Raw genomic sequence first — 18103 nt, 5'->3', positions numbered from 1 at the left:
GTTGAACTGACCGAAGGTGGCATTCGGCTGTGCAGGGGTGGAACAGACTCAGCCGAGTCGCTGCTTCAGAGCCTCGAACTCGTCGCGGATGCCCGAAGGCACCTTCTCGCCGAGGAACTCGAACCACTCGGCGATGCCGTCGATCTCGGCCTTCCACTCGTCGACGTCGACCTTCAGAGCCTCGTCGACATCAGCGGCGTCGACATCGAGGCCTTCGAGCGACAGATCGGCTGCGGTCGGCACGTAACCGATGGCCGTGGACTGCGCGTCGGCCTTGTGCTCGATGCGGTCGACGATCCACTTCAGCACGCGAGAGTTCTCGCCGAAACCGGGCCACAGGAAGCGTCCGTCGTCGCCGCGACGGAACCAGTTCACGTAGAAGATCTTCGGGAGCTTGGTTTCGTCGGCGTTCTTGCCGAGGTTGATCCAGTGGTTCAGGTAGTCGCCGGCGTTGTAGCCGAGGAACGGCAGCATCGCCATCGGGTCGCGGCGGACGCTACCGACCTTGCCCTCTGCGGCAGCAGTCTGCTCGGACGACAGGGTCGCGCCGAGGAAGGTGCCGTGCTGCCAGTCGAAGGACTCGCTGACCAGCGGAACCGTCGTCTTGCGGCGGCCACCGAACAGGATCGCCGAGATCGGCACACCCTGCGGGTCGTCCCACTCGGGGGCGAGGATCGGGCACTGCGACATCGGCGTGCAGTAGCGCGAGTTCGGGTGCGCGGCCTTCGTGTCGGACTCGGGGGTCCAGTCGTTGCCGAGCCAGTCGGTCAGGTGAGCAGGCTTGTCGCCGCCGATGCCCTCCCACCAGACGTCGCCGTCGTCGGTCTTCGCGACGTTGGTGTAGATGGTGTTTCCGGCCTCGATGGTGTGCATCGCGTTCGGGTTGGAATCGGCGCTGGTGCCGGGCGCGACACCGAAGAAACCGAACTCCGGGTTGACGGCGTAGAGGCGGCCGTCCTCACCGAAGCGCATCCAGGCGATGTCGTCGCCGAGGGTCTCGGCGCGCCAACCCGGGATGGTCGGCTGGATCATCGCGAGGTTGGTCTTGCCGCACGCCGACGGGAATGCCGCCGCGATGTAGTACGGCTTGTTCTCGGGCGAGATCAGCTTGAGGATCAGCATGTGCTCGGCGAGCCAGCCCTCGTCGTGGGCCATCGCCGATGCGATACGCAGCGAGTAGCACTTCTTGCCGAGCAGTGCGTTGCCGCCGTAGCCGGAGCCGTAGCTCCAGATCTCGCGGGTCTCGGGGAAGTGGGTGATGTACTTCGTGTCGTTGCACGGCCACGCCACATCCTGCTGGCCGGCATCGAGCGGTGCACCCACCGAGTGCAGCGCCTTGACGAACGGGCGGTCGGTGCCCATCTTCTCGAGCGCAGCGGCACCCATGCGGGTCATGATGCGCATGGAGACGACGACGTACTCCGAGTCGGTGAGCTCGACACCCAGCTTCGGATCGTCGGCACCCAGGGGACCCATGCAGAACGGCACCACGAAGAGGGTGCGGCCGCGCATACTGCCGCGGTACAACTCGGTCATCGTGGCACGCATCTCGTCGGGCGCCATCCAATTGTTGGTGGGGCCCGCGTCGATCTCGTTCTCGCTGCAGATGTATGTGCGGGACTCGACACGTGCGACGTCCGACGGGTCGGAGTTCGCGAGGAACGAATTCGGCTTCTTCTCGTCGTTCAGACGGGTGAAGGTGCCGGCGTCGACGAGCTGAGCGGTCAGCCGATCCCATTCCTCATCGGATCCGTCGGCCCACACGACGCGATCGGGCTGGGTGAGCTCGGCAACCTCCTGGACCCACGCAAGCAGCTCGGCATGCTGGGTCGGAAGCTTGTCGTCGGTACCGTTCAAACCGGGAATGGTTGCTGAGGTCATCAAACTCTCCTGGGGTGTGCCCGGAACCGGATCCCTCCCCCGACCTGCATCTGTAGTGCAGTGACAGCGGCGAACCCGGGCTCTCCCCTCTCGGCAGGGGTACCACCCGCTTCGTCCGTGGCCGAACGGAGGACGCGGGCGCCGGATGTCCTATTCATAGAGGTTAACGCTGGACGTCCGGCCGGGAACACTCGGGGCCGGTCGGAAATGTCACAGAAACGATTCAGAGGCGTGCAGAATACATCCCTCTTTCATGCTCGTACAGGCGATAGGCCTCACTAGTTCTCGGATTTGTGATTCTCGTCTATACCGATCGTACCTTCGTCGATCCGGTCCCACCTCGGTGTTCCGTCGGGCTCGCGATGGAACTCCCAGACGCCGAACTCTCCATCGTCGGCGACGGCGGTGAGCCGATCGGTGACACCGTCGAGATCGGTGTCGGTGGCCACGACCAGCGCACCGTGTCCGTTGTCGAATGCGACGGTGTCCCTGATCCCGTCTCCGTCGAGGTCACTGGTGGCATCCACGGTGTCCGCCCATGCCGCGGTGCTTGCTGGGTCGAACACGTCGAAGCCACCGAGGTGCTGGTCGCCGGGCCCGTCGGCCCCGAGGAATGCGTCCGCCATATCTGCTCCTGCGATCCGGTGTGCGTCGTTTCAACTTCGAGGCAGTTCCCTCACCCGATTGGACGCACCGGATCCCCGGCCGGTTCCACGTGCCTCAAAATCGCAAGGTCCCGTTCGCACGCGGCGATGCGCGCACGCTGCTCCCCGGTGCGTCGACGGATCCGATCATCGATCGTGGCGACCCGCTCGCGCAGTTCGGTGGCGCGTGCGCGCTCCCGCACGGCAGCGTCGTGGCCGAGATTCGCTTCGGCATCGAACGCCATCGTGCGGATCCACGCCTCGAGGTCCGCGCGCAGCGCGGTCAATTCGTCGACGACCCACCGCCGCATCAGCTCACGGTGCGCCAACTGCCTGCGCAGACGAAGGAGCCACCATGCGGCCGCCGCCCCGCACACGATCGTCACCAGCACGGACACCGCCACCGGAATCGTTCCGAGCATGGTGGCCGCCATACGCCCGAGGCCCGCACCGACAGATGCTCCCAACACGAGCGCGAGGCGATCATCGAGGCGACGGCCGGGCATCTGAGGGACGGGTGCCGGTTCCACGATCGGCGCCTGCGTCACAATTCCGAGTCTGTGCTCGACGGCGACAGCCACCTCCTCGCGCAGGCGCTGCGCGTGCGCGGCCAGCAGAATCTCCACGTCACCCGGATCGGCGGAGCCGTCATCGAGCATGCCGCGTAACTCCACCGATGCCTCTCTCGCACGCACAGCGAGCTCCTGCATCGATTCCACCCGGGCGCGATGAAAGTCGCGGCGATGCTCGGAACCGACCGGTCGCGCAGCGAGGCGTGCCCGCTCGGCACGGAGATCCGCGGTGTCGTCCGAGGCTGAGAGCTGAGCGATCTCCGCGACGATCATGTTGCGGGTCCGGGCGACGACCGCCGTGCGCGTCGCCCGGCCCTGCGCGGATGTGGCCACCGCGGCGAGAATCGCCTCGTGCACGCCGACGATTCCCGACTCGAGTGCGAGAACCGGCCCGGCATCGCCACCGATCTCCCGCGCCCGAGCCGCAGCGACCGCCGATACCGGGATCACCACGACGCGTGCGAGCCACGGTGCGTGCCGGTGGAGCAGTTCGATGTCACGGTCGCGGATGGACCGCCATCCCGGGTAGCGGTCGATGCCGGTAATCGCAAACACCACGTCGGCTGCCTCACGCGCGGCCGCGTCGAGTTCGGTCAGTTCGGTGCGGCCGAGGACCGACGAGGCGTCGAGCACCATCAGCACCACCGGAGCGTCCCCCTCCGGGACGTATTCGACGCCGCCGAGTTCGGAGAGCTCGGCGGCGAGTGTGGTGCGGCCCGACCCCGCCACCCCCGCGACCCGCACCACCGCCACACCGGAGTTCGGGATCGACGATCGGTGCAGTCGCGCCCAGCCGCGCGGGTTCCAGCGGCGTAGAACATCGTCGGCGTCGCTCATCCGATCGAAACTCCAGCATCCTCGAGTGCCGCTTCGATCACGTCCCGTGCCTGCGGCGACGCCGCGATCCCCGCGACCGTGCACACGAAATCCTCGAGACGCAGGAGATGCGCACCGTCGACGCGGCCGGCGATCGTCGCACCCAAGTACGGATCGTCCTGCACGAACACGGGCGCCGCCAGGCCGGAGACCGGCGTGTCCCCCGCGACCACCACGACGACGCGACGGGGATCGAGTGTGTCGAGAGTCCGCCGGTCGGCGGGATGCATCGACGTCGGACCGAGCCGGGTGGGCAGCACGTAGACGACGATGTCGGCGTCGAGGACGGGATCGGGCACACCCGGAACATCGACGAGAGCGGACTCCCACGCAGCGGACTCCCACGCACCGGGCAGCACTGACAGCGCGCGCTGCACGTTTCCGCGTCCGACACCCGCACGTCCCGCGACTTGGATCCGCAAGGGCGCGGTGTACCCGGCGAGCGCGGCGTGCAGCATTCGCCCCGCGTCCGGGTCCAGTCGATCCACCTCGTCTGCGAGCCGGCGCCACAACCCCGTATCCGAATACGGCGCACTCGAATCCCCCACCATGCCCCCGATCGTTGCGACAAAGTGTGACAGAGACCACCGCCTGAGGCGTCCCGGCCGCGTTATCCGGGCCGTCATCCTGAGAAAACCCTGTGGTCACACCGGTCACTCCTGCCACGCACTCTGCCGATACGTGACAATGGTCGGGTGAACCACGCCGATCAGGACACGACCGACATGCTCGACGAGCAGCAGTCCAGGGGGAACCGCCTGTATCCGCGGGTGACGAGTTTCCGCTCCCGCCGCGGAGCACTCACCGACCCTCAGCAGGACACATGGGACCGCCGCTGGCCCGAACTCGGTCGCGATGTCGGCGACGACCTGCTCGATACCGACGCGTGGTTCGGCCGCTCGGCTCCCCTGGTCCTGGAGATCGGCTCCGGCACCGGCACCGCTGCCGTCGCGATGGCGCAGGCCGAGCCCGGCATCGATCTGATCGCCGTCGAGGTCTACCGCCCCGGCATCGCGCAGACCCTGCAGCGGATCGAGCGCACCGAAGGCACCGATGCGCCCGTCTCCAATCTGCGGATCCTGCGCGGCGATGCCGTCGAGGTCCTCGAGCACATGGTCGCGCCGGAGTCCCTGACCGGTGTCCGGGTCTTCTTCCCTGACCCGTGGCCGAAGGCGCGGCACCACAAGCGCCGGCTGCTGCAGCCCAAGACCTTCGCCCTCATCGCGAGTCGGCTGAAGCCGGGCGGCGTGTTGCACGTGGCGACCGACCACGCCGAGTACGCGGAGTGGATCCTGGAGGCCGGTAACGCCGAGCCCCAGCTCACAGATGTGACGTGGGAGTCCCCCATCAGCCACGAGCGTCCGGTCACGAAGTTCGAGGACAAGGCTCACCAGGTGGGTAGCGACATCGCCGAGATGATCTGGGGGAAGATCGGAGCATGAGCGTCCATGAAGAAGTGCCCGGTGTGACCGACACCGCCGTGATCGACAGCACCGAACGACCCGGGCGCGTGCTGCTCGTCTGGGATGCACCGAACCTCGACATGGGCCTCGGCGCGATCCTCGGCGGTCGCCCCACTGCTGCATACCGGCCGCGGTTCGATGCGCTGGGCCGCTGGCTCCTGAGCCGCACGGCCGACCTGTCGCGTCACCGCACGTCGCCCCTCGAAGCCGAGGCGACGGTCTTCACGAACATCGCGCCGGGCAGCGCCGACGTCGTGCGCCCCTGGGTGGAAGCTCTGCGTAACGTGGGCTTCGCGGTCTTCGCCAAACCCAAGATCGACGAGGACAGCGACGTCGATTCCGATATGCTCGAGCACATCGAGCTGCGGCGCAGCGAAGGTCTCGCCGGTGTGATGGTGGCATCCGCCGACGGGCAGGCGTTCCGAGAACCTCTCGAGGAACTCGCCGCAGCCGGCGTCGCAGTGCAGGTGCTCGGTTTCCGTGAACACGCCAGTTGGGCGGTGACCTCGGACATCCTCGACTTCGTCGATCTCGAGGACATCCCCGGTGTGTTCCGTGAGCCGCTGCCGCGGGTCAGCCTGGAATCGCTGCCAGACGAGGGTGCGTGGCTGCAGCCTTTCCGACCGCTTTCAGCCCTTCTTGCGGGGCGCAAGAGCGTCGCCGAATAGGAGATTTACGTGTTCGACCGTTGGGGAGAGCTCGTCGTCCGTGCGCGTTTCACCGTCATTGCGGTGATGGTCGCGGCGTTGCTCGGGCTCGCAGGGTACGGCCTGAGCCTGAACGACCATCTCAGCCAGAGCGGCTGGGACGACCCCGGCTCACAATCCGTCACGGCCGCGAAGCTGGCCGACGGAACCTTCGGTCGAGACACCAACGGCGATGTGTTGGCACTCATCACTGCGCCCGAGGGCAAGACTGTCGACGACCCCGAGTTCACAGCGGCCGTCACGGCCGGCCTGAACTCGTGGGTCGCCGACAATCCGGACCAGGTCCTCAAGCTCAACGGTGCGTACTGGCGCACGGACAGCGCCCCTGCGCTGCCTGCACTGGCAGACGATTCCAAACAGCACGGTGTGGCATCGCTCGCGATCGCCGGCGACAACGACACCGAGATCGCGAACAACTTCCGCGACGTCAAGGATGCGCTGCAGATCGACGGCGTCGACGTCCAGCTCGCCGGGCTGCAGCCGGTCACCGGCTCGCTCAACGACACGATGGCCAACGACATCAAGCGCATGGAGATCCTCGCGATCCCCGCGGTCGGCATCCTGTTGTTCTTCGTGTTCGGTGGTGTCATCGCTGCGGCACTGCCGCTGATCACCGGTGGCCTGACAGTTGTCGCGGCCAACGGCATCGTCCGCCTGATCACCAACTTCACCGAAGTCAACACGTTCGTCGCACCGGTCGTGTCGCTGATCGGGCTCGGTCTCGCGATCGACTACGGCCTGTTCATGGTGTCGCGGTTCCGAGAGGAACTCGCCGAAGGCTACGAGACGGCCGCCGCGGTGCGCCGCACCGTCGTCACGTCCGGACGCACCGTCGTGTTCTCGGCGACGATGGTGATCACCAGCCTCGGCGGTCTGCTGCTGTTCCCGCAGGGCTTCCTCAAGTCGGTGGCCTACGGTGCGATCGCAACCGTGTCGCTGGCCGCGCTGACGTCGGTGACGGTGCTACCCGCGATCCTCGCGATCCTCGGTCGGCGCATCGACAAGTTCGGCATGAAGAAGTTCGGGCAGATCCAGTCGAACGAACAGGTCGAGAACAGCTTCATCGGTCGTCTGACCCGCTGGGTGATGCTGAACCCGATGAAGGTGACCATCCCGACGGTCATCGGCCTGCTCCTGCTCATCATGCCGCTGACCGGTATCAAGTTCGGCGGCATCAACGAGACGTACCTTCCGCCGGGCCATGAGACCCGCGCCGCGCAGGCGCAGTTCGACGAACTGTTCCCCGGGCAACGCACCGAACCGGTCAAGCTCGTCATCCGAGGCGCCGAGGGCGGCGACCTCAACCAGATCATCCAGACCGGCAGCGCCGCGCCTGGGCTCGTCGAGAAATTCACCATCGAAGGCCCCGCGAAGGACGGCGTCCGCGTCCTCAAGGCCGGTCTCGTCGATCGCAATGCGACCGCCGACACCATCGACTACCTGCATTCGGCGTCCTGGCCCGACGGCGTCGAGGTGTACGTGGGCGGCACTCCCGCGATCGAGCAGGACTCGATCGCGGCACTGCTCGAGACATTGCCCCTGATGATCGTGTTCGTCGTGGTGCTCACGACCATTCTGATGTTCCTTGCGTTCGGGTCGCTGGTGCTGCCGATCAAGGCCGCATTGATGAGCGCACTCGGGCTCGGCTCGACCCTCGGCATCCTCACCTGGATCTTCATCGACGGCCATGGTGCGAGCCTGCTGAACTTCACCCCCGGCCCCATCATGTCGCCGGTGCTCGTGCTCATCATCGCGATCATCTACGGCCTGTCGACCGACTACGAGGTATTCCTCCTCTCACGCATGGTCGAGGCCAGATCGCAAGGAGCGAGCACCACCGAATCAATCCGCATCGGTACCTCCCACACCGGTCGCATCATCACCGCCGCGGCGCTGATCCTCATCGTCGTCACCGGGGCGTTCGCATTCTCCGAACTCGTGATGATGAAGTACATCTCGTACGGCATGATCGCCGCGCTGATCATCGACGCGACCGTGATCCGCATGTTCCTCGTCCCGGCCGTGATGAAACTGCTCGGCGACGACTGCTGGTGGGCACCCGAATGGATGAAACGGATCCAGGAGAAGGTGGGTCTCGCCGAGCCCATCCTGCCCGACGAGCTGATGCCCGACGACGTGCCCGAGCTCATCACCGTCGGCATGTTCGGACCCTCGACGATCACGGCGACGGGATCGCACCGGTTCCCGAAGGGCATGTTCGGCGATGCCGAGGGCGCGAACGACATGATGACGCAGCCGATGCCCACGATCGCCGCCCCGCGCCCCGCCTCCGAACAACGACGGACACGCGACCTTCCGCCTCCGCAGCGTCGCTCGCATGGGCGTCCACCCGCAGCCCGCGAGCCGGGTCAGCCGGGTGTCGCGCAGGCACCGCGCGGCGACGCGCTTCCGCCTCGCCGCGGTGACCAGGTTTCCGCACCGATGCGTCGTGGACGGCCACCCGTTCCGCCCCAACAGGCTCCGGGTCAGCAGGGTGCCGGTCAGCAGGGTCCGGGTCAGCCTCCGCTGCCTACTCGCGCGATGCCTGCGTCCGGTAATCCGGCTGGTCCCCTCCCCCGCCGCGGGGCGGCAGGCCCTCAGCAGCCGGTTTCTCCGCGACAGCAGGGCCCCGCACAGCCCCCGCGCGAACAGCCGCAGACCGCGGCGATGCCGCCGCTGCCGCGCCGACAGCGTGGATCGGTGCCTCCGCCGCTGCCGCGCACGGACGTGCGACCTCAGGCACCCGGCATCACCGGAGAGAACGTCCAGGAAGGCACGGGGCGTCCTGCCCCGGCCCCCGCCCAGGGGCAGTCGCCTGGGCCGCAGGCGCAGGCCGCTCAACCCGGGGCGCATGCCCCTCACACACCGGGCCGTGATCCGCAGGCCATCGAGAGCTGGCTTTCACAGATGCGGCGGGCGCCGTCGCCCTCCGGCCGGAATCCCGACGGACCCCGGCAACCCGAAGCCAGGACTCCGAACGACCCGGCAGCGAACAACGCAGCGCAGAACAACGCAGCGCAGAACAACCCTGCACAGAACAACACTGCGCAGAACGACCCTGGGAACCGTCCTGAGCCGCCCCGGCCCGACGACCGCCGTCGGCCGCCTCCGAGCCGGGATTCCCGCGGTCCCGACACGCAGGGCAGGCGACGCCTCAACGACGACGACGATCAAACCATCAGCGTCAGCGAACTGATCGCCCGGCAGCGTCGTCCATAGAAGCGTCGCCAGGAGAAGGTGCCGCCCCGGGAATCAGATTCCCCGCAAGAACTTGCGCAGTCGCGCACCCATCGGGGGCGCGACTGTCAGGCTTCCCGCGCGAATCTTGCCGACCACAACCAAGTGCAGCGGGCCGTACGGGGCGCCCGTGCCCACCTTCGATTCCGCCGACGAGGCGATGGCCTCCAGTCCGTTGATGTCGGCGGTCGCCTCCATCGGAACCACGATGCCGATCGAGCTGAGATAGTCGCTGACCTCGATCCGCACGACCTGCGTCTGCATGACGGCCTCGGTGAAGTCGAGCGATACCGACGACGCCACGGTATCGAGCTGCAACACCGGCGGTACCTCCCATCGACCCTTGCGCGCGATCGTCGACATCCGCCCCTTGAGAACGGACCCGGCTCCCGACTGATAGATCGAGGGGGTGGTAGCGGTAGCAACCTGAGGCTCGTAGGCCGGCGCAGGCTGCGGCGGGAACTGCTGTCGGAACTCCGGGCGCATCTGGATGCCGGGTAGATCGACCAGCACCTGGTTCAGGTCTCCGCGGGTTTTCGCGGCGAGCACGGTGTCCATCCGTTCGGTGAATTCACCGAGCGACAACATGCCCTGGCCTACTGCGCGCTGCAGCAGCTCACCCACGTGTTCACGTTCTGCGTCCGACACTCTCAGATCCTTCGGGTCCATGCCGTCCACTTTAGAGTCGCCTGCGCACCGCGCAGTGCCCAGAACCACTCAGGACGGCCCCGAAAAGTCAGCCCAAGCCCTGTTCGATCGCGTATCTGGTCAACTCCACCCGATTGGCGAGCTGAAGTTTGCGCAGAGTCGCCTGCACATGGTTCTCGACCGTGCGGTGACTCAGCACCAGGCGTGACGCGATCTGCTTTGCCGACATTCCTTTCGCGACGAGTCGCAGCACCTCGGTTTCGCGGTCGGTGAGGGTCGGCGTCGCCGAGGCGCGCAGATTCGACACCGACAGTTTCCGGTACTCCCCGAGTACGAGCCCCGCGAGACCTGGCGTGAACACGGCGTGCCCCGCTGCGGTCTTGACGACAGCGTCGACGAGTTCAGCGGCCGACGCGCTCTTGACGAGATATCCGGACGCCCCTGCCTTCACTGCGCCGAGAACATCGGCGCGTTCGGACGATGCAGACAGCACGAGCACCCGCGACCGCGGCGACACCTCGAGCACCGCTCGGGTCGCATCCGTCCCACTGCCGTCCGTCAACGACATGTCCATCAGCACCACGGTGGGTTCGACGACGGCTCGCGCACGGGCCGTCCTCACGCTGTCGGCCTCCGCTGCCACGCGGAAGCCGGCTTCTTCGAGGTCGCGGGACACAGCGCTGCGCCAGATGGGATGGTCGTCGACCACCATCACGGTGATCTCAGCCATGCGGTTCCTCCTTGGGGACGCGGATCTCCCACTCGGTGCCTTCGCCCGGCGCGGTCTCGAGTTCCGCGACGCCGCCGAGCCATCGTGCCCGACCTACGATCGATTTCGATACTCCGAGGCGTCCCTGCGCAGATGCTGCGGCCAAGCGTCCGGCTTCGATCCCGATGCCATCGTCACGGACTGAGAGCACGATCTCGTCGCCGAGATCCTCGAGCAGCACGAATGCCCTGGCGTCAGGTCCGGCATGGTGCTCGACGTTATCGAGGGCGGTGGTCGCGAGCGCGACCAGCTCTCCCGCGCGCGTCCTGTCCATCACGACGGGATCCGCGGGCGCGGCGACGGTGACATCACCGTCGACCCGCATGCGCAGCATCGCGGTCAGGTCGACGTGTTGCCCACCTCGATCGACTTCGGTGTCCTGTTCGGAGATCAGGCGACGCAGCGCCTCTTCCTGTTCGCCGGCCAGCCGTGCGAGCTCGACCCGATCGACACCGAGTCCCGAGTCCTCGTCTGCGCGGCGCTGTACGAGCGCGAGCACCTGAAGGACACCGTCGTGGACCTGCCGGGCGAGCCGGTCACGTTCCTCCGTGGCCGCAGCGATCCGCACTGCGTCCTCGAGCTGACGGTGCGCCGTCCGGGCCGTCCTCATCGCGAATCCCATCGCGACGCCGCATGCGACGAGAACGGGCGCGGTCGCGTCGGACCAGAGGTCGAGGTTGACCTGGTCGCGCACCACCGCGCTGACCGCGGCCATCACGAGAGCGGAGGCGATTCCGGCGAGCGGGCCGGCGAAGAGCGCGGCAGAGATGACCGCATTGGCGACCCACAGCGTGGTGGGCATCGTCTGGTGGTGGCTGTACCAGTCGTGGTCGGAGATCAGACGGGTCGATGCCATGAGTGCGATCGCAGTGATCTGGTCGACGACAACGACCACCGGACGTTCACGAGATCCGCGTGAGAGGAGCAGCGCCGAGGTCAGCGACCACACCACGAGCACACCGATGAGGAACCAGCTCAATGCCTCGTCGGTGTAGTTCTGGACGGTCGAGAAGTGCGAACTGACCGCATAAACGACGGTGACCAGGCGAAAGACCTGCGCGGCGCGCCACAACGGAGCGTCGGGATCTGCCGTTCCCGAAGGCACGGGTATGGATTTCACCGTCTCCGCGCTCCTCGCCCTCGTGGTCGTTTTTCGGTGAATCCAACCACTCGGTGACCCCCGAGTGCGACCACAAGGTCATGTGACCGTGCGCACAGTGGTTTGATTTGAAGTCGTGCTGAGGTCATATCGTGCAGTCGCGTCGACGTTGCGTAGTCGCTGGCCGCTCTACATGGCCTCGATGGGCGCCTCGAATCTGTTCGGCGCCATGCTGGTGTTCGCCTTCGTGCGGTACGGCCTGCCCCTCGACGAGAACGAGGACATCATTGCGGACAGAGTCCGCAACTTCAGTGTCTTCGCCGTCTACCTCGCGTTCGCGGGAGTGGTGAGTCTGAGCGCGGCGGCGTTGATGTTGCGGTCGGTGGTGCGGTGGCAGTTGCGTGGCGGCCCGCCGACGCGATCCGAGCAGATGGCCGCTCTGCACGCCCCGCTGCGTCAGGCGATCGTGCACCTGGTGCTGTGGCTGCTCGGTGGTGCACTGTTCGTGTTCCTCACGGCGGAGGAGATGCCGTCGCTCGCGGTTACGGTGGCGATCACCGTCGCGATGGCGGCGACGAGCACGTTCGGTTTCACCTACATGCTCGGCGAACGCATCCTTCGACCGGTCGCCGCACGCGCACTGAGCGAGGGCCGATTCGATCGGACCATGGCGCCCGGTGTCGGTACCCGCCTGGCGATGACCTGGGGCCTGGGCACCTTGATGCCGGTCGCCGGGATCGTGCTGCTGTGCGTGACTCAGCTGACCACGGGCAACGAGTTCGGCCCCGATGCGCTCGCATGGTCGGTGCTGGCGTTGGCCGTGATGTCGATCGGGCTCGCACTCGTCCTGTCCTTGCTGACGTCGTCGCAGATCTCCGACCCCATCAAACAACTCCGCTGGGCCATCGAGAGGGTTCAACGCGGTGCGTCCGGGGTGCAGGTCGAGGTGTTCGACGGTAGTGAGATCGGCCGGCTGCAGGTGGGCTTCAACCGGATGATGTCCGAGTCCGACGAGCGTCGACGGTTGCGCGAATTGTTCGGTCAGCACGTCGGCGAAGACGTCGCGCGCCGGGCCCTGCAGTACGGGACCGACCTCGGCGGCGAGACGCGCTACGTCGCCGTGTTGTTCGTCGACATGGTGGGCTCGACGGCCACGGCCGCCGAGCGACCACCGAGCGAGGTCGTGGAGTTGCTCAACGAGTTCTTCCGGGTGGTCGTCGACGTCGTGGACAGGCACCACGGTTTCGTGAACAAGTTCATGGGCGATGCCGCCCTGGTGATCTTCGGTGCACCGCTGGACCGTCCCGATGCCCCCACTGCCGCGTTGGCCGCGGCGCGCGAGCTGCGGTTCGCGCTCAACGAGATCACCGGTCTCGACATCGGCATCGGTGTCTCTGCCGGCCTCGCGGTGGCCGGCAACATCGGCGCAGCGGAGCGCTTCGAGTACACCGTGATCGGCGACCCGGTCAACGAGGCATCGCGGCTGACCGAACTCGCGAAACTGCGTCCCAGCCGGGTGCTCGCGTCGTCGAGCGCTCTGTACTTCGCGGACGACGAAGAACGTAGCCACTGGGAGCTGGGTGACGAGGTCCAGCTCCGTGGACGGGGGCGCATGACGCACCTCGCGTGGCCCGCCCGGTCTCCCGAGCCGGCCGTGACCGACGGATAACCACAGGGACCGACGGATAACCATGCGGACCGACGGGTAACCATACGAGTGTGTCGGGCAGCGTTCGATACGCTGGCCAGGTGGCGCAGCCGCATGAGGACAGATCTGGCCCCGACGCTACACCGCGACGGGGCCGATTTCGGTGGATCAAGTGGATGTCCGCGGTCGCATTGATCGCCCTCCTCGTTGTCGAGGCGATCTACCTGTGGCCCTCGATGAGCGAATCCTGGCGGGCCCTCACAGAAATGCGCTGGGGCTGGGCCGCGGCCGCTGTGCTCGCGCAACTCGTGTCGCTGAGCGCGTTCGCAGGTCTGCTCCGCAAAGTGCTGCGGGCGGGTGGAGTTCAGGTGAGTCTGCCGCGGTCCACCTCGGTGGTCTACGGCAGTACCGCGATGGCGGTGACGCTCCCGGCAGGTCTCGTGTTCTCGACGGCTTTCACCTACCGACAGACGCGACGCTGGGGAGCGACGCCGGCGGTCGCGTCCTGGCAGCTCGCGGTGTCGGGGGTCGTCTCCACCGCCACTCTCGCCGCGCTGGGGGTCGTCGGCGCATTCGCCGCCGGTTCATCAAGCCCGGTCACCTTGTTGTTGTCCATCGCAGTGGCCGGCGGACTGCTCCTCGGCCTGCGGTATGTCGCGCAGAACCCTTCGTCGGTCAAGACCTTCGTCACGTGGAATCTCGAGCGGTTCAACAGGCTGATCAGAAGGTCGGCCGACGCCGGGGTCGACGCGTTCGAGCGTGCCCTGTCACAGCTCGAGGCTGTTCGGCTCCGACGACGCGACATGCTGGCCGTGGCCGCATGGTCGAGCTCGAATCGCGTGTTCGACATGATCTGCCTCGGGTTCGCGTGCTGGGCGGTCGGCGGCACTCCCTCGTTGGCCGGTCTGCTCATCGCCTATGCCGCGGCGAAGGCGGTCGGCAGTGTGCCGCTGGCGCCCGCCGGTCTCGGATTCGTCGACGGCACGCTGATCGCAACATTGACCGCAGCAGGCCTGAGTGCGTCGCAGGCTCTCGCCGCGGTGTTCGTGTATCGGTCGGTGAGCGTCGGGTTCGTGGCGGTGATCGGGTGGATCACCGTTGCGATGCTGTATCGGGGCGCGAGCGCCGGCGCGGAGATCGACCCCATTGCCGAACGGACCGTTCTTCAGCCCGATTGAATCCGTTCGGAAGAAAGTAGTTGCGAACTCAACTAACTTGTGTCATCCTTGATCTGTCAGCAGTTGAAGATTCAACAAATCATCGAACTCACCCCAGGAGCGCCTCATGACCGCCAGCACCACCATCCTCCCCGGCCTGACCGCAGGCACCTGGGCGATCGACCCCGTCCACTCCAGCGTCGGCTTCTCGGTCCGCCACCTCATGGTCAGCAAGGTCCGCGGCACCTTCGAGAACTTCTCCGGCACCATCGTCGTTGCCGAGGACGGCACCGCCACCGCCAACGCCGAGATCCAGGTCGACTCGATCAACACCAAGAACGCCGACCGCGACGCACACATCAAGTCCGCCGACTTCTTCGACGCCGAGCAGTTCCCCGTCGCGACGTTCGCCACCACGGGCGTGCGTGCCGACAACGGCGACTTCGTCCTCGCAGGCGACTTCACGCTGCACGGCATCACCCGCCCGATCGAGCTGAAGCTCGAGTTCAACGGCGTCAACCCGGGTATGGGCCAGGGCGCGGTCGCCGGCTTCGAGGCCACCACCGTGATCAACCGCAAGGACTTCGGCATCACCATCGAGATGCCTCTCGAAGGCGGCGGAGCAGTCGTCGGCGACAAGATCACCCTGAACATCGAGATCGAGGCCGTCGCGCAGGCCTGACACCTCGAGCCGGGCCCACGAGCACCGGGGATACCCTGGACGGGTGAGAAAGTACGCACCCGCGCTGGTCCTCGACGTCATCCTGGTCGTCGTCTTCGCTGCAGTCGGACGATCCAGCCATGACGAAGCACTCGACCTCGTGGGCCTGGCCGGAACGGCATGGCCGTTCCTCGGCGGACTGACCATCGGGTGGTTCCTCACCGCATGGCTCTACCGCGACAAGTTCGACGCCTACGCCGCAGTCCCCACGGGGCTGATCCTGTGGGCGAGCGCGCTCGTCGGAGGGATGCTCTTGCGCTCCCTGAGCGGTCAGGGCACCGCGACGGCCTTCATCATCGTCGCGACGCTGTTCCTCGGTGCCGTGCTCATCGGATGGCGTGTCATCGCTCAGGCGGTCATCCGTCGTCGGGTCGCCACCGGATGATCATCACCACCGTGTGATCATCACAACCATGTGATCGATGGCGCAATCAGCCCCATCATGCCCCGCGTCGGTGCGACAGTGATTTTCATGAGCGACACCGCGCCCCCGACCGAGTCGAAAACCGACCGCCGGTTCTTCGGACAACCGCTCCCACTCGCCAACCTCTTCGGTGTCGAGATGTGGGAGCGGTTCTCGTTCTACGGCATGCAGGGCATCCTGATCTACTACCTGTACTACTCGGCCTCGGACGGCGGGTTGGGCCTGAGCCAGCTGGCCGCCACCTCGATCGTGGGCGCATACGGCGGCACCGTATACCTGTCGACGATCGTCGGAGCCTGGATCGCCGACCGTATCCTCGGCGCGGAACGCACACTGTTCTACAGCGCCGTGCTCATCATGATCGGCCACATCGCGCTGGCGATACTTCCCGGGTTCATCGGAGTCGGGGTGGGCCTGATCTGTGTCGCCTTCGGCAGTGGCGGACTCAAAGCCACCGCGACGTCGATGGTCGGCGACCTGTACGACGAGGACGACGAGCGCCGCGACGCCGGATTCTCGATCTTCTACATGGGCATCAATCTCGGTGCCCTCGTCGGACCGTTGCTCACCGGCTTCATGCAGACCCGCTACGGCTTCCACTGGGGATTCGGGCTGGCTGCGGTCGGCATGTTCCTCGGTCTCGCCCAGTACACGATCTACCGCAAACAGTTCGGCACCATCGGCGCGGCCCCGCCGAATCCGCTCCCCGCCGACCTCCGTCTCCGGGTCGCGGGCGGCGCAGCGCTCGCGATCGTCGTCATCGCTGTCCTCGCGACGACCGGCGTCATCACCTCGGGCAACATGTCGGACATCGTGGTCGCCCTGACGATCTTCGCGGCACTCGCCTATTTCGCACTCATCCTGACAAGCAAGAAGATCACACCGATCGAACGTAGCCGGGTCTGGTCGTTCATCCCGATGTTCCTCGCGAGCGCCATGTTCTGGTCGCTCTTCCAGCAGCAGTTCACGATGGTCGCGGTGTATGCGGACACACGCCTGAACCGCGACCTGTTCGGCTGGGAGTTCCCGCCGTCGTGGGTCCAGTCGATCAACCCCGTCTTCATCATCCTGTTCGCCGGCGTGTTCGCCGCCGCCTGGACGAAGCTCGGGCCGCGGCAACCGTCGTCGCCCATCAAGTTCGCATGCGGCACCATCATCATGGGCATCGCGTTCCTGTGTTTCATCCCGATGGCCGGTGGCGGCGCCAACAGTGCCCCACTGCTCGGTCTCGTCGGAATCCTGCTGCTGTTCACGCTTGCCGAGCTGTTCCTGTCGCCGGTCGGCCTGTCGCTGTCCACCAAACTCGCGCCCAAGAACTTCCACACCCAGATGGTCGCCCTGTTCTACCTCTCGGTTGCGCTGGGCAGCGCGATGGCAGGCACGCTGGCCGGGTACTACGACGAGAACAACGAGGTGCCGTACTACCTGTGGATCGGCGGCGCCTCGATCGCCGTGGGCCTGATCCTGATCGCGTTCACTCCGCGGATACGCAAGCTCATGCAGGGAGTGCACTAGCACCGGCCAGCGCCAGCCACCCGGCAAGACCGAAACCCGCCACGGCCACTGCAACCCGCAGCAGGTTCGGCGGGATCCGCTTCACCAGCGGCGGACCACACCATCCTCCGGCGAACGCGCCCACCGCCATGGCCGCCGCGGCAACCCAGTGGACCGGTCCGAAGAACGCGAAGCCGATCGCCGCGACCAGATTTGCAACGCCGAGTAGATAGCTCTTGAGGATGCTGGCTCGCCAGATCGACTCGGACGTACAGATCAGAGTCAGAGCAAGGAAGATGACACCCGCGCCCGCCCCGAAATAGCCGCCGTACACCGCGACCACGAACAGCGCTGCCGCGAACACCCGGGGAAGATCACGCCCACCGGCCAGCTCACGGATCTTCGGCTGCAGCAGCAGGGCAAGCGACGCGAACGCGACGAGAAAAGGAACCGTGGCCTCGAACGATCCGGCCGGCGCGACCAGGAGCACCACCGCGCCGGTCAGACCCCCGAGCGCCGCATATGCCGTCCACCGCCATACCCGCGGCCCCGTGTCGACCACTTCGCGAGCAGAGTTACTGAGCGCACCCACGCCGACGCCGACCATGGCGACGGTGTTGGTGACATTCGCAGCGACCGGCGACAACCCCACCGCGAGCAACGCCGGATACGACACGAGCGATGCGAGACCGGTGACGAACCCGACGACACCGGCGAAGAACCCGGCGACGACGAGCAGCAGGACCTCGACAATCGTCACGAT

16 protein-coding genes are annotated in these 18103 nt (G+C 66.5%); 8 read left to right on the top strand and 8 right to left on the bottom strand.

Annotated features, from left to right (window positions below):
- Nucleotides 1-48: 48 nt before the first annotated feature.
- The 4 genes from ACFWB0_RS21360 to ACFWB0_RS21345 form a co-directional block, all read right to left on the bottom strand.
- The gene (locus ACFWB0_RS21360; RefSeq protein WP_378492431.1) at nucleotides 49-1881 is read right to left on the bottom strand and encodes a phosphoenolpyruvate carboxykinase (GTP); all 1833 of its coding nucleotides are present in this window, start codon (nucleotides 1879-1881) and stop codon (nucleotides 49-51) included.
- A 278-nt stretch (nucleotides 1882-2159) separates the two neighbouring features.
- A complete protein-coding gene (locus ACFWB0_RS21355) occupies nucleotides 2160-2507 on the bottom strand; it encodes a DUF6802 family protein (RefSeq protein WP_378492430.1) in 348 nt (115 codons plus the stop codon).
- Nucleotides 2508-2557: 50 nt separating this feature from the next.
- Complete coding sequence (locus ACFWB0_RS21350; protein WP_378492429.1) at nucleotides 2558-3934, bottom strand: hypothetical protein; 1377 nt, start codon at nucleotides 3932-3934, stop codon at nucleotides 2558-2560.
- Nucleotides 3931-4524 (bottom strand): hypothetical protein, encoded by a 594-nt coding sequence (locus ACFWB0_RS21345; RefSeq protein WP_378492428.1) that lies wholly within the window; start codon nucleotides 4522-4524, stop codon nucleotides 3931-3933. Before ACFWB0_RS21345 ends, ACFWB0_RS21350 begins: the two co-directional genes overlap by 4 nt.
- 108 nt (nucleotides 4525-4632) lie before the next feature.
- Here ACFWB0_RS21345 and trmB point away from each other — a divergent pair, with 108 nt between their 5' ends.
- The 3 genes from trmB to ACFWB0_RS21330 are packed head-to-tail and all read left to right on the top strand — an operon-like array spanning nucleotide 4633 to nucleotide 9362.
- Nucleotides 4633-5415 (top strand): tRNA (guanosine(46)-N7)-methyltransferase TrmB, encoded by a 783-nt coding sequence (gene trmB / locus ACFWB0_RS21340; RefSeq protein ID WP_378492434.1) that lies wholly within the window; start codon nucleotides 4633-4635, stop codon nucleotides 5413-5415.
- Nucleotides 5412-6104, top strand: a complete 693-nt coding sequence (locus tag ACFWB0_RS21335; protein ID WP_378492427.1) for an NYN domain-containing protein — start codon at nucleotides 5412-5414, stop codon at nucleotides 6102-6104. The genes trmB and ACFWB0_RS21335 overlap by 4 nt, the downstream gene beginning before the upstream one ends.
- 9 nt (nucleotides 6105-6113) lie before the next feature.
- On the top strand, nucleotides 6114-9362 hold the full coding sequence (locus ACFWB0_RS21330) for an MMPL family transporter (protein WP_378492426.1): 3249 nt from the start codon (nucleotides 6114-6116) through the stop codon (nucleotides 9360-9362).
- Between the two features lie 33 nt (nucleotides 9363-9395).
- Here the strand turns inward: ACFWB0_RS21330 and ACFWB0_RS21325 are convergent, their stop codons facing one another.
- The 3 genes from ACFWB0_RS21325 to macS form a co-directional block, all read right to left on the bottom strand.
- Nucleotides 9396-10049 (bottom strand): DUF1707 domain-containing protein, encoded by a 654-nt coding sequence (locus ACFWB0_RS21325; RefSeq protein ID WP_378492425.1) that lies wholly within the window; start codon nucleotides 10047-10049, stop codon nucleotides 9396-9398.
- Between the two features lie 67 nt (nucleotides 10050-10116).
- Nucleotides 10117-10758 (bottom strand): LuxR C-terminal-related transcriptional regulator, encoded by a 642-nt coding sequence (locus ACFWB0_RS21320; RefSeq protein ID WP_378492424.1) that lies wholly within the window; start codon nucleotides 10756-10758, stop codon nucleotides 10117-10119.
- Entirely contained in the window at nucleotides 10751-11917 is a 1167-nt protein-coding gene (gene macS, locus ACFWB0_RS21315; protein WP_378492423.1) for a MacS family sensor histidine kinase, read from the bottom strand. Before macS ends, ACFWB0_RS21320 begins: the two co-directional genes overlap by 8 nt.
- Nucleotides 11918-12089: 172 nt before the next feature.
- Between macS and ACFWB0_RS21310 the strand changes: the two genes are divergently transcribed.
- The 5 genes from ACFWB0_RS21310 to ACFWB0_RS21290 all read left to right on the top strand — a co-directional run bounded on the left by ACFWB0_RS21310 (nucleotide 12090) and on the right by ACFWB0_RS21290 (nucleotide 17361).
- Nucleotides 12090-13565, top strand: a complete 1476-nt coding sequence (locus ACFWB0_RS21310; RefSeq protein ID WP_378492433.1) for an adenylate/guanylate cyclase domain-containing protein — start codon at nucleotides 12090-12092, stop codon at nucleotides 13563-13565.
- A 155-nt stretch (nucleotides 13566-13720) separates the two neighbouring features.
- On the top strand, nucleotides 13721-14722 hold the full coding sequence (locus tag ACFWB0_RS21305; RefSeq protein WP_378492422.1) for a YbhN family protein: 1002 nt from the start codon (nucleotides 13721-13723) through the stop codon (nucleotides 14720-14722).
- Nucleotides 14723-14828: 106 nt separating this feature from the next.
- Nucleotides 14829-15383 (top strand): YceI family protein, encoded by a 555-nt coding sequence (locus ACFWB0_RS21300; RefSeq protein ID WP_378492421.1) that lies wholly within the window; start codon nucleotides 14829-14831, stop codon nucleotides 15381-15383.
- 43 nt (nucleotides 15384-15426) lie between these two features.
- Entirely contained in the window at nucleotides 15427-15807 is a 381-nt protein-coding gene (locus ACFWB0_RS21295; protein ID WP_378492420.1) for a DUF3054 domain-containing protein, read from the top strand.
- A gap of 87 nt (nucleotides 15808-15894) precedes the next feature.
- Nucleotides 15895-17361 carry a peptide MFS transporter gene (locus ACFWB0_RS21290; protein ID WP_378492419.1) on the top strand — a complete coding sequence of 489 codons (1467 nt, stop codon included), beginning with the start codon at nucleotides 15895-15897 and terminating at the stop codon, nucleotides 17359-17361.
- Here the strand turns inward: ACFWB0_RS21290 and ACFWB0_RS21285 are convergent.
- Entirely contained in the window at nucleotides 17342-18100 is a 759-nt protein-coding gene (locus tag ACFWB0_RS21285; RefSeq protein WP_378492418.1) for a sulfite exporter TauE/SafE family protein, read from the bottom strand. The two genes, ACFWB0_RS21290 and ACFWB0_RS21285, sit on opposite strands and share 20 nt — an antisense overlap.
- Nucleotides 18101-18103: the final 3 nt, after the last annotated feature.

This window comes from Rhodococcus sp. NPDC060086, from assembly GCF_042730275.1.
In the GTDB taxonomy this organism is placed as follows: domain Bacteria; phylum Actinomycetota; class Actinomycetes; order Mycobacteriales; family Mycobacteriaceae; genus Rhodococcus.
Note: the sequence above shows the minus strand (reverse complement) of the source record. Positions and strands in the feature narration are given on the sequence as shown.

Excerpts from the sequence above, each read along its gene's own strand:
- ACFWB0_RS21360 (WP_378492431.1), bottom strand. The coding sequence starts at position 1,881 with ATGACCTCAGCAACCATTCCCGGTTTGAACGGTACCGACGACAAGCTT.
- ACFWB0_RS21355 (WP_378492430.1), bottom strand. The coding sequence starts at position 2,507 with ATGGCGGACGCATTCCTCGGGGCCGACGGGCCCGGCGACCAGCACCTC.
- ACFWB0_RS21350 (WP_378492429.1), bottom strand. The coding sequence starts at position 3,934 with ATGAGCGACGCCGACGATGTTCTACGCCGCTGGAACCCGCGCGGCTGG.
- ACFWB0_RS21345 (WP_378492428.1), bottom strand. The coding sequence starts at position 4,524 with ATGGTGGGGGATTCGAGTGCGCCGTATTCGGATACGGGGTTGTGGCGC.
- ACFWB0_RS21335 (WP_378492427.1), top strand. The coding sequence starts at position 5,412 with ATGAGCGTCCATGAAGAAGTGCCCGGTGTGACCGACACCGCCGTGATC.
- ACFWB0_RS21325 (WP_378492425.1), bottom strand. The coding sequence starts at position 10,049 with ATGGACCCGAAGGATCTGAGAGTGTCGGACGCAGAACGTGAACACGTG.
- ACFWB0_RS21320 (WP_378492424.1), bottom strand. The coding sequence starts at position 10,758 with ATGGCTGAGATCACCGTGATGGTGGTCGACGACCATCCCATCTGGCGC.
- ACFWB0_RS21310 (WP_378492433.1), top strand. The coding sequence starts at position 12,090 with ATGGCCTCGATGGGCGCCTCGAATCTGTTCGGCGCCATGCTGGTGTTC.
- ACFWB0_RS21305 (WP_378492422.1), top strand. The coding sequence starts at position 13,721 with ATGTCCGCGGTCGCATTGATCGCCCTCCTCGTTGTCGAGGCGATCTAC.
- ACFWB0_RS21300 (WP_378492421.1), top strand. The coding sequence starts at position 14,829 with ATGACCGCCAGCACCACCATCCTCCCCGGCCTGACCGCAGGCACCTGG.
- ACFWB0_RS21290 (WP_378492419.1), top strand. The coding sequence starts at position 15,895 with ATGAGCGACACCGCGCCCCCGACCGAGTCGAAAACCGACCGCCGGTTC.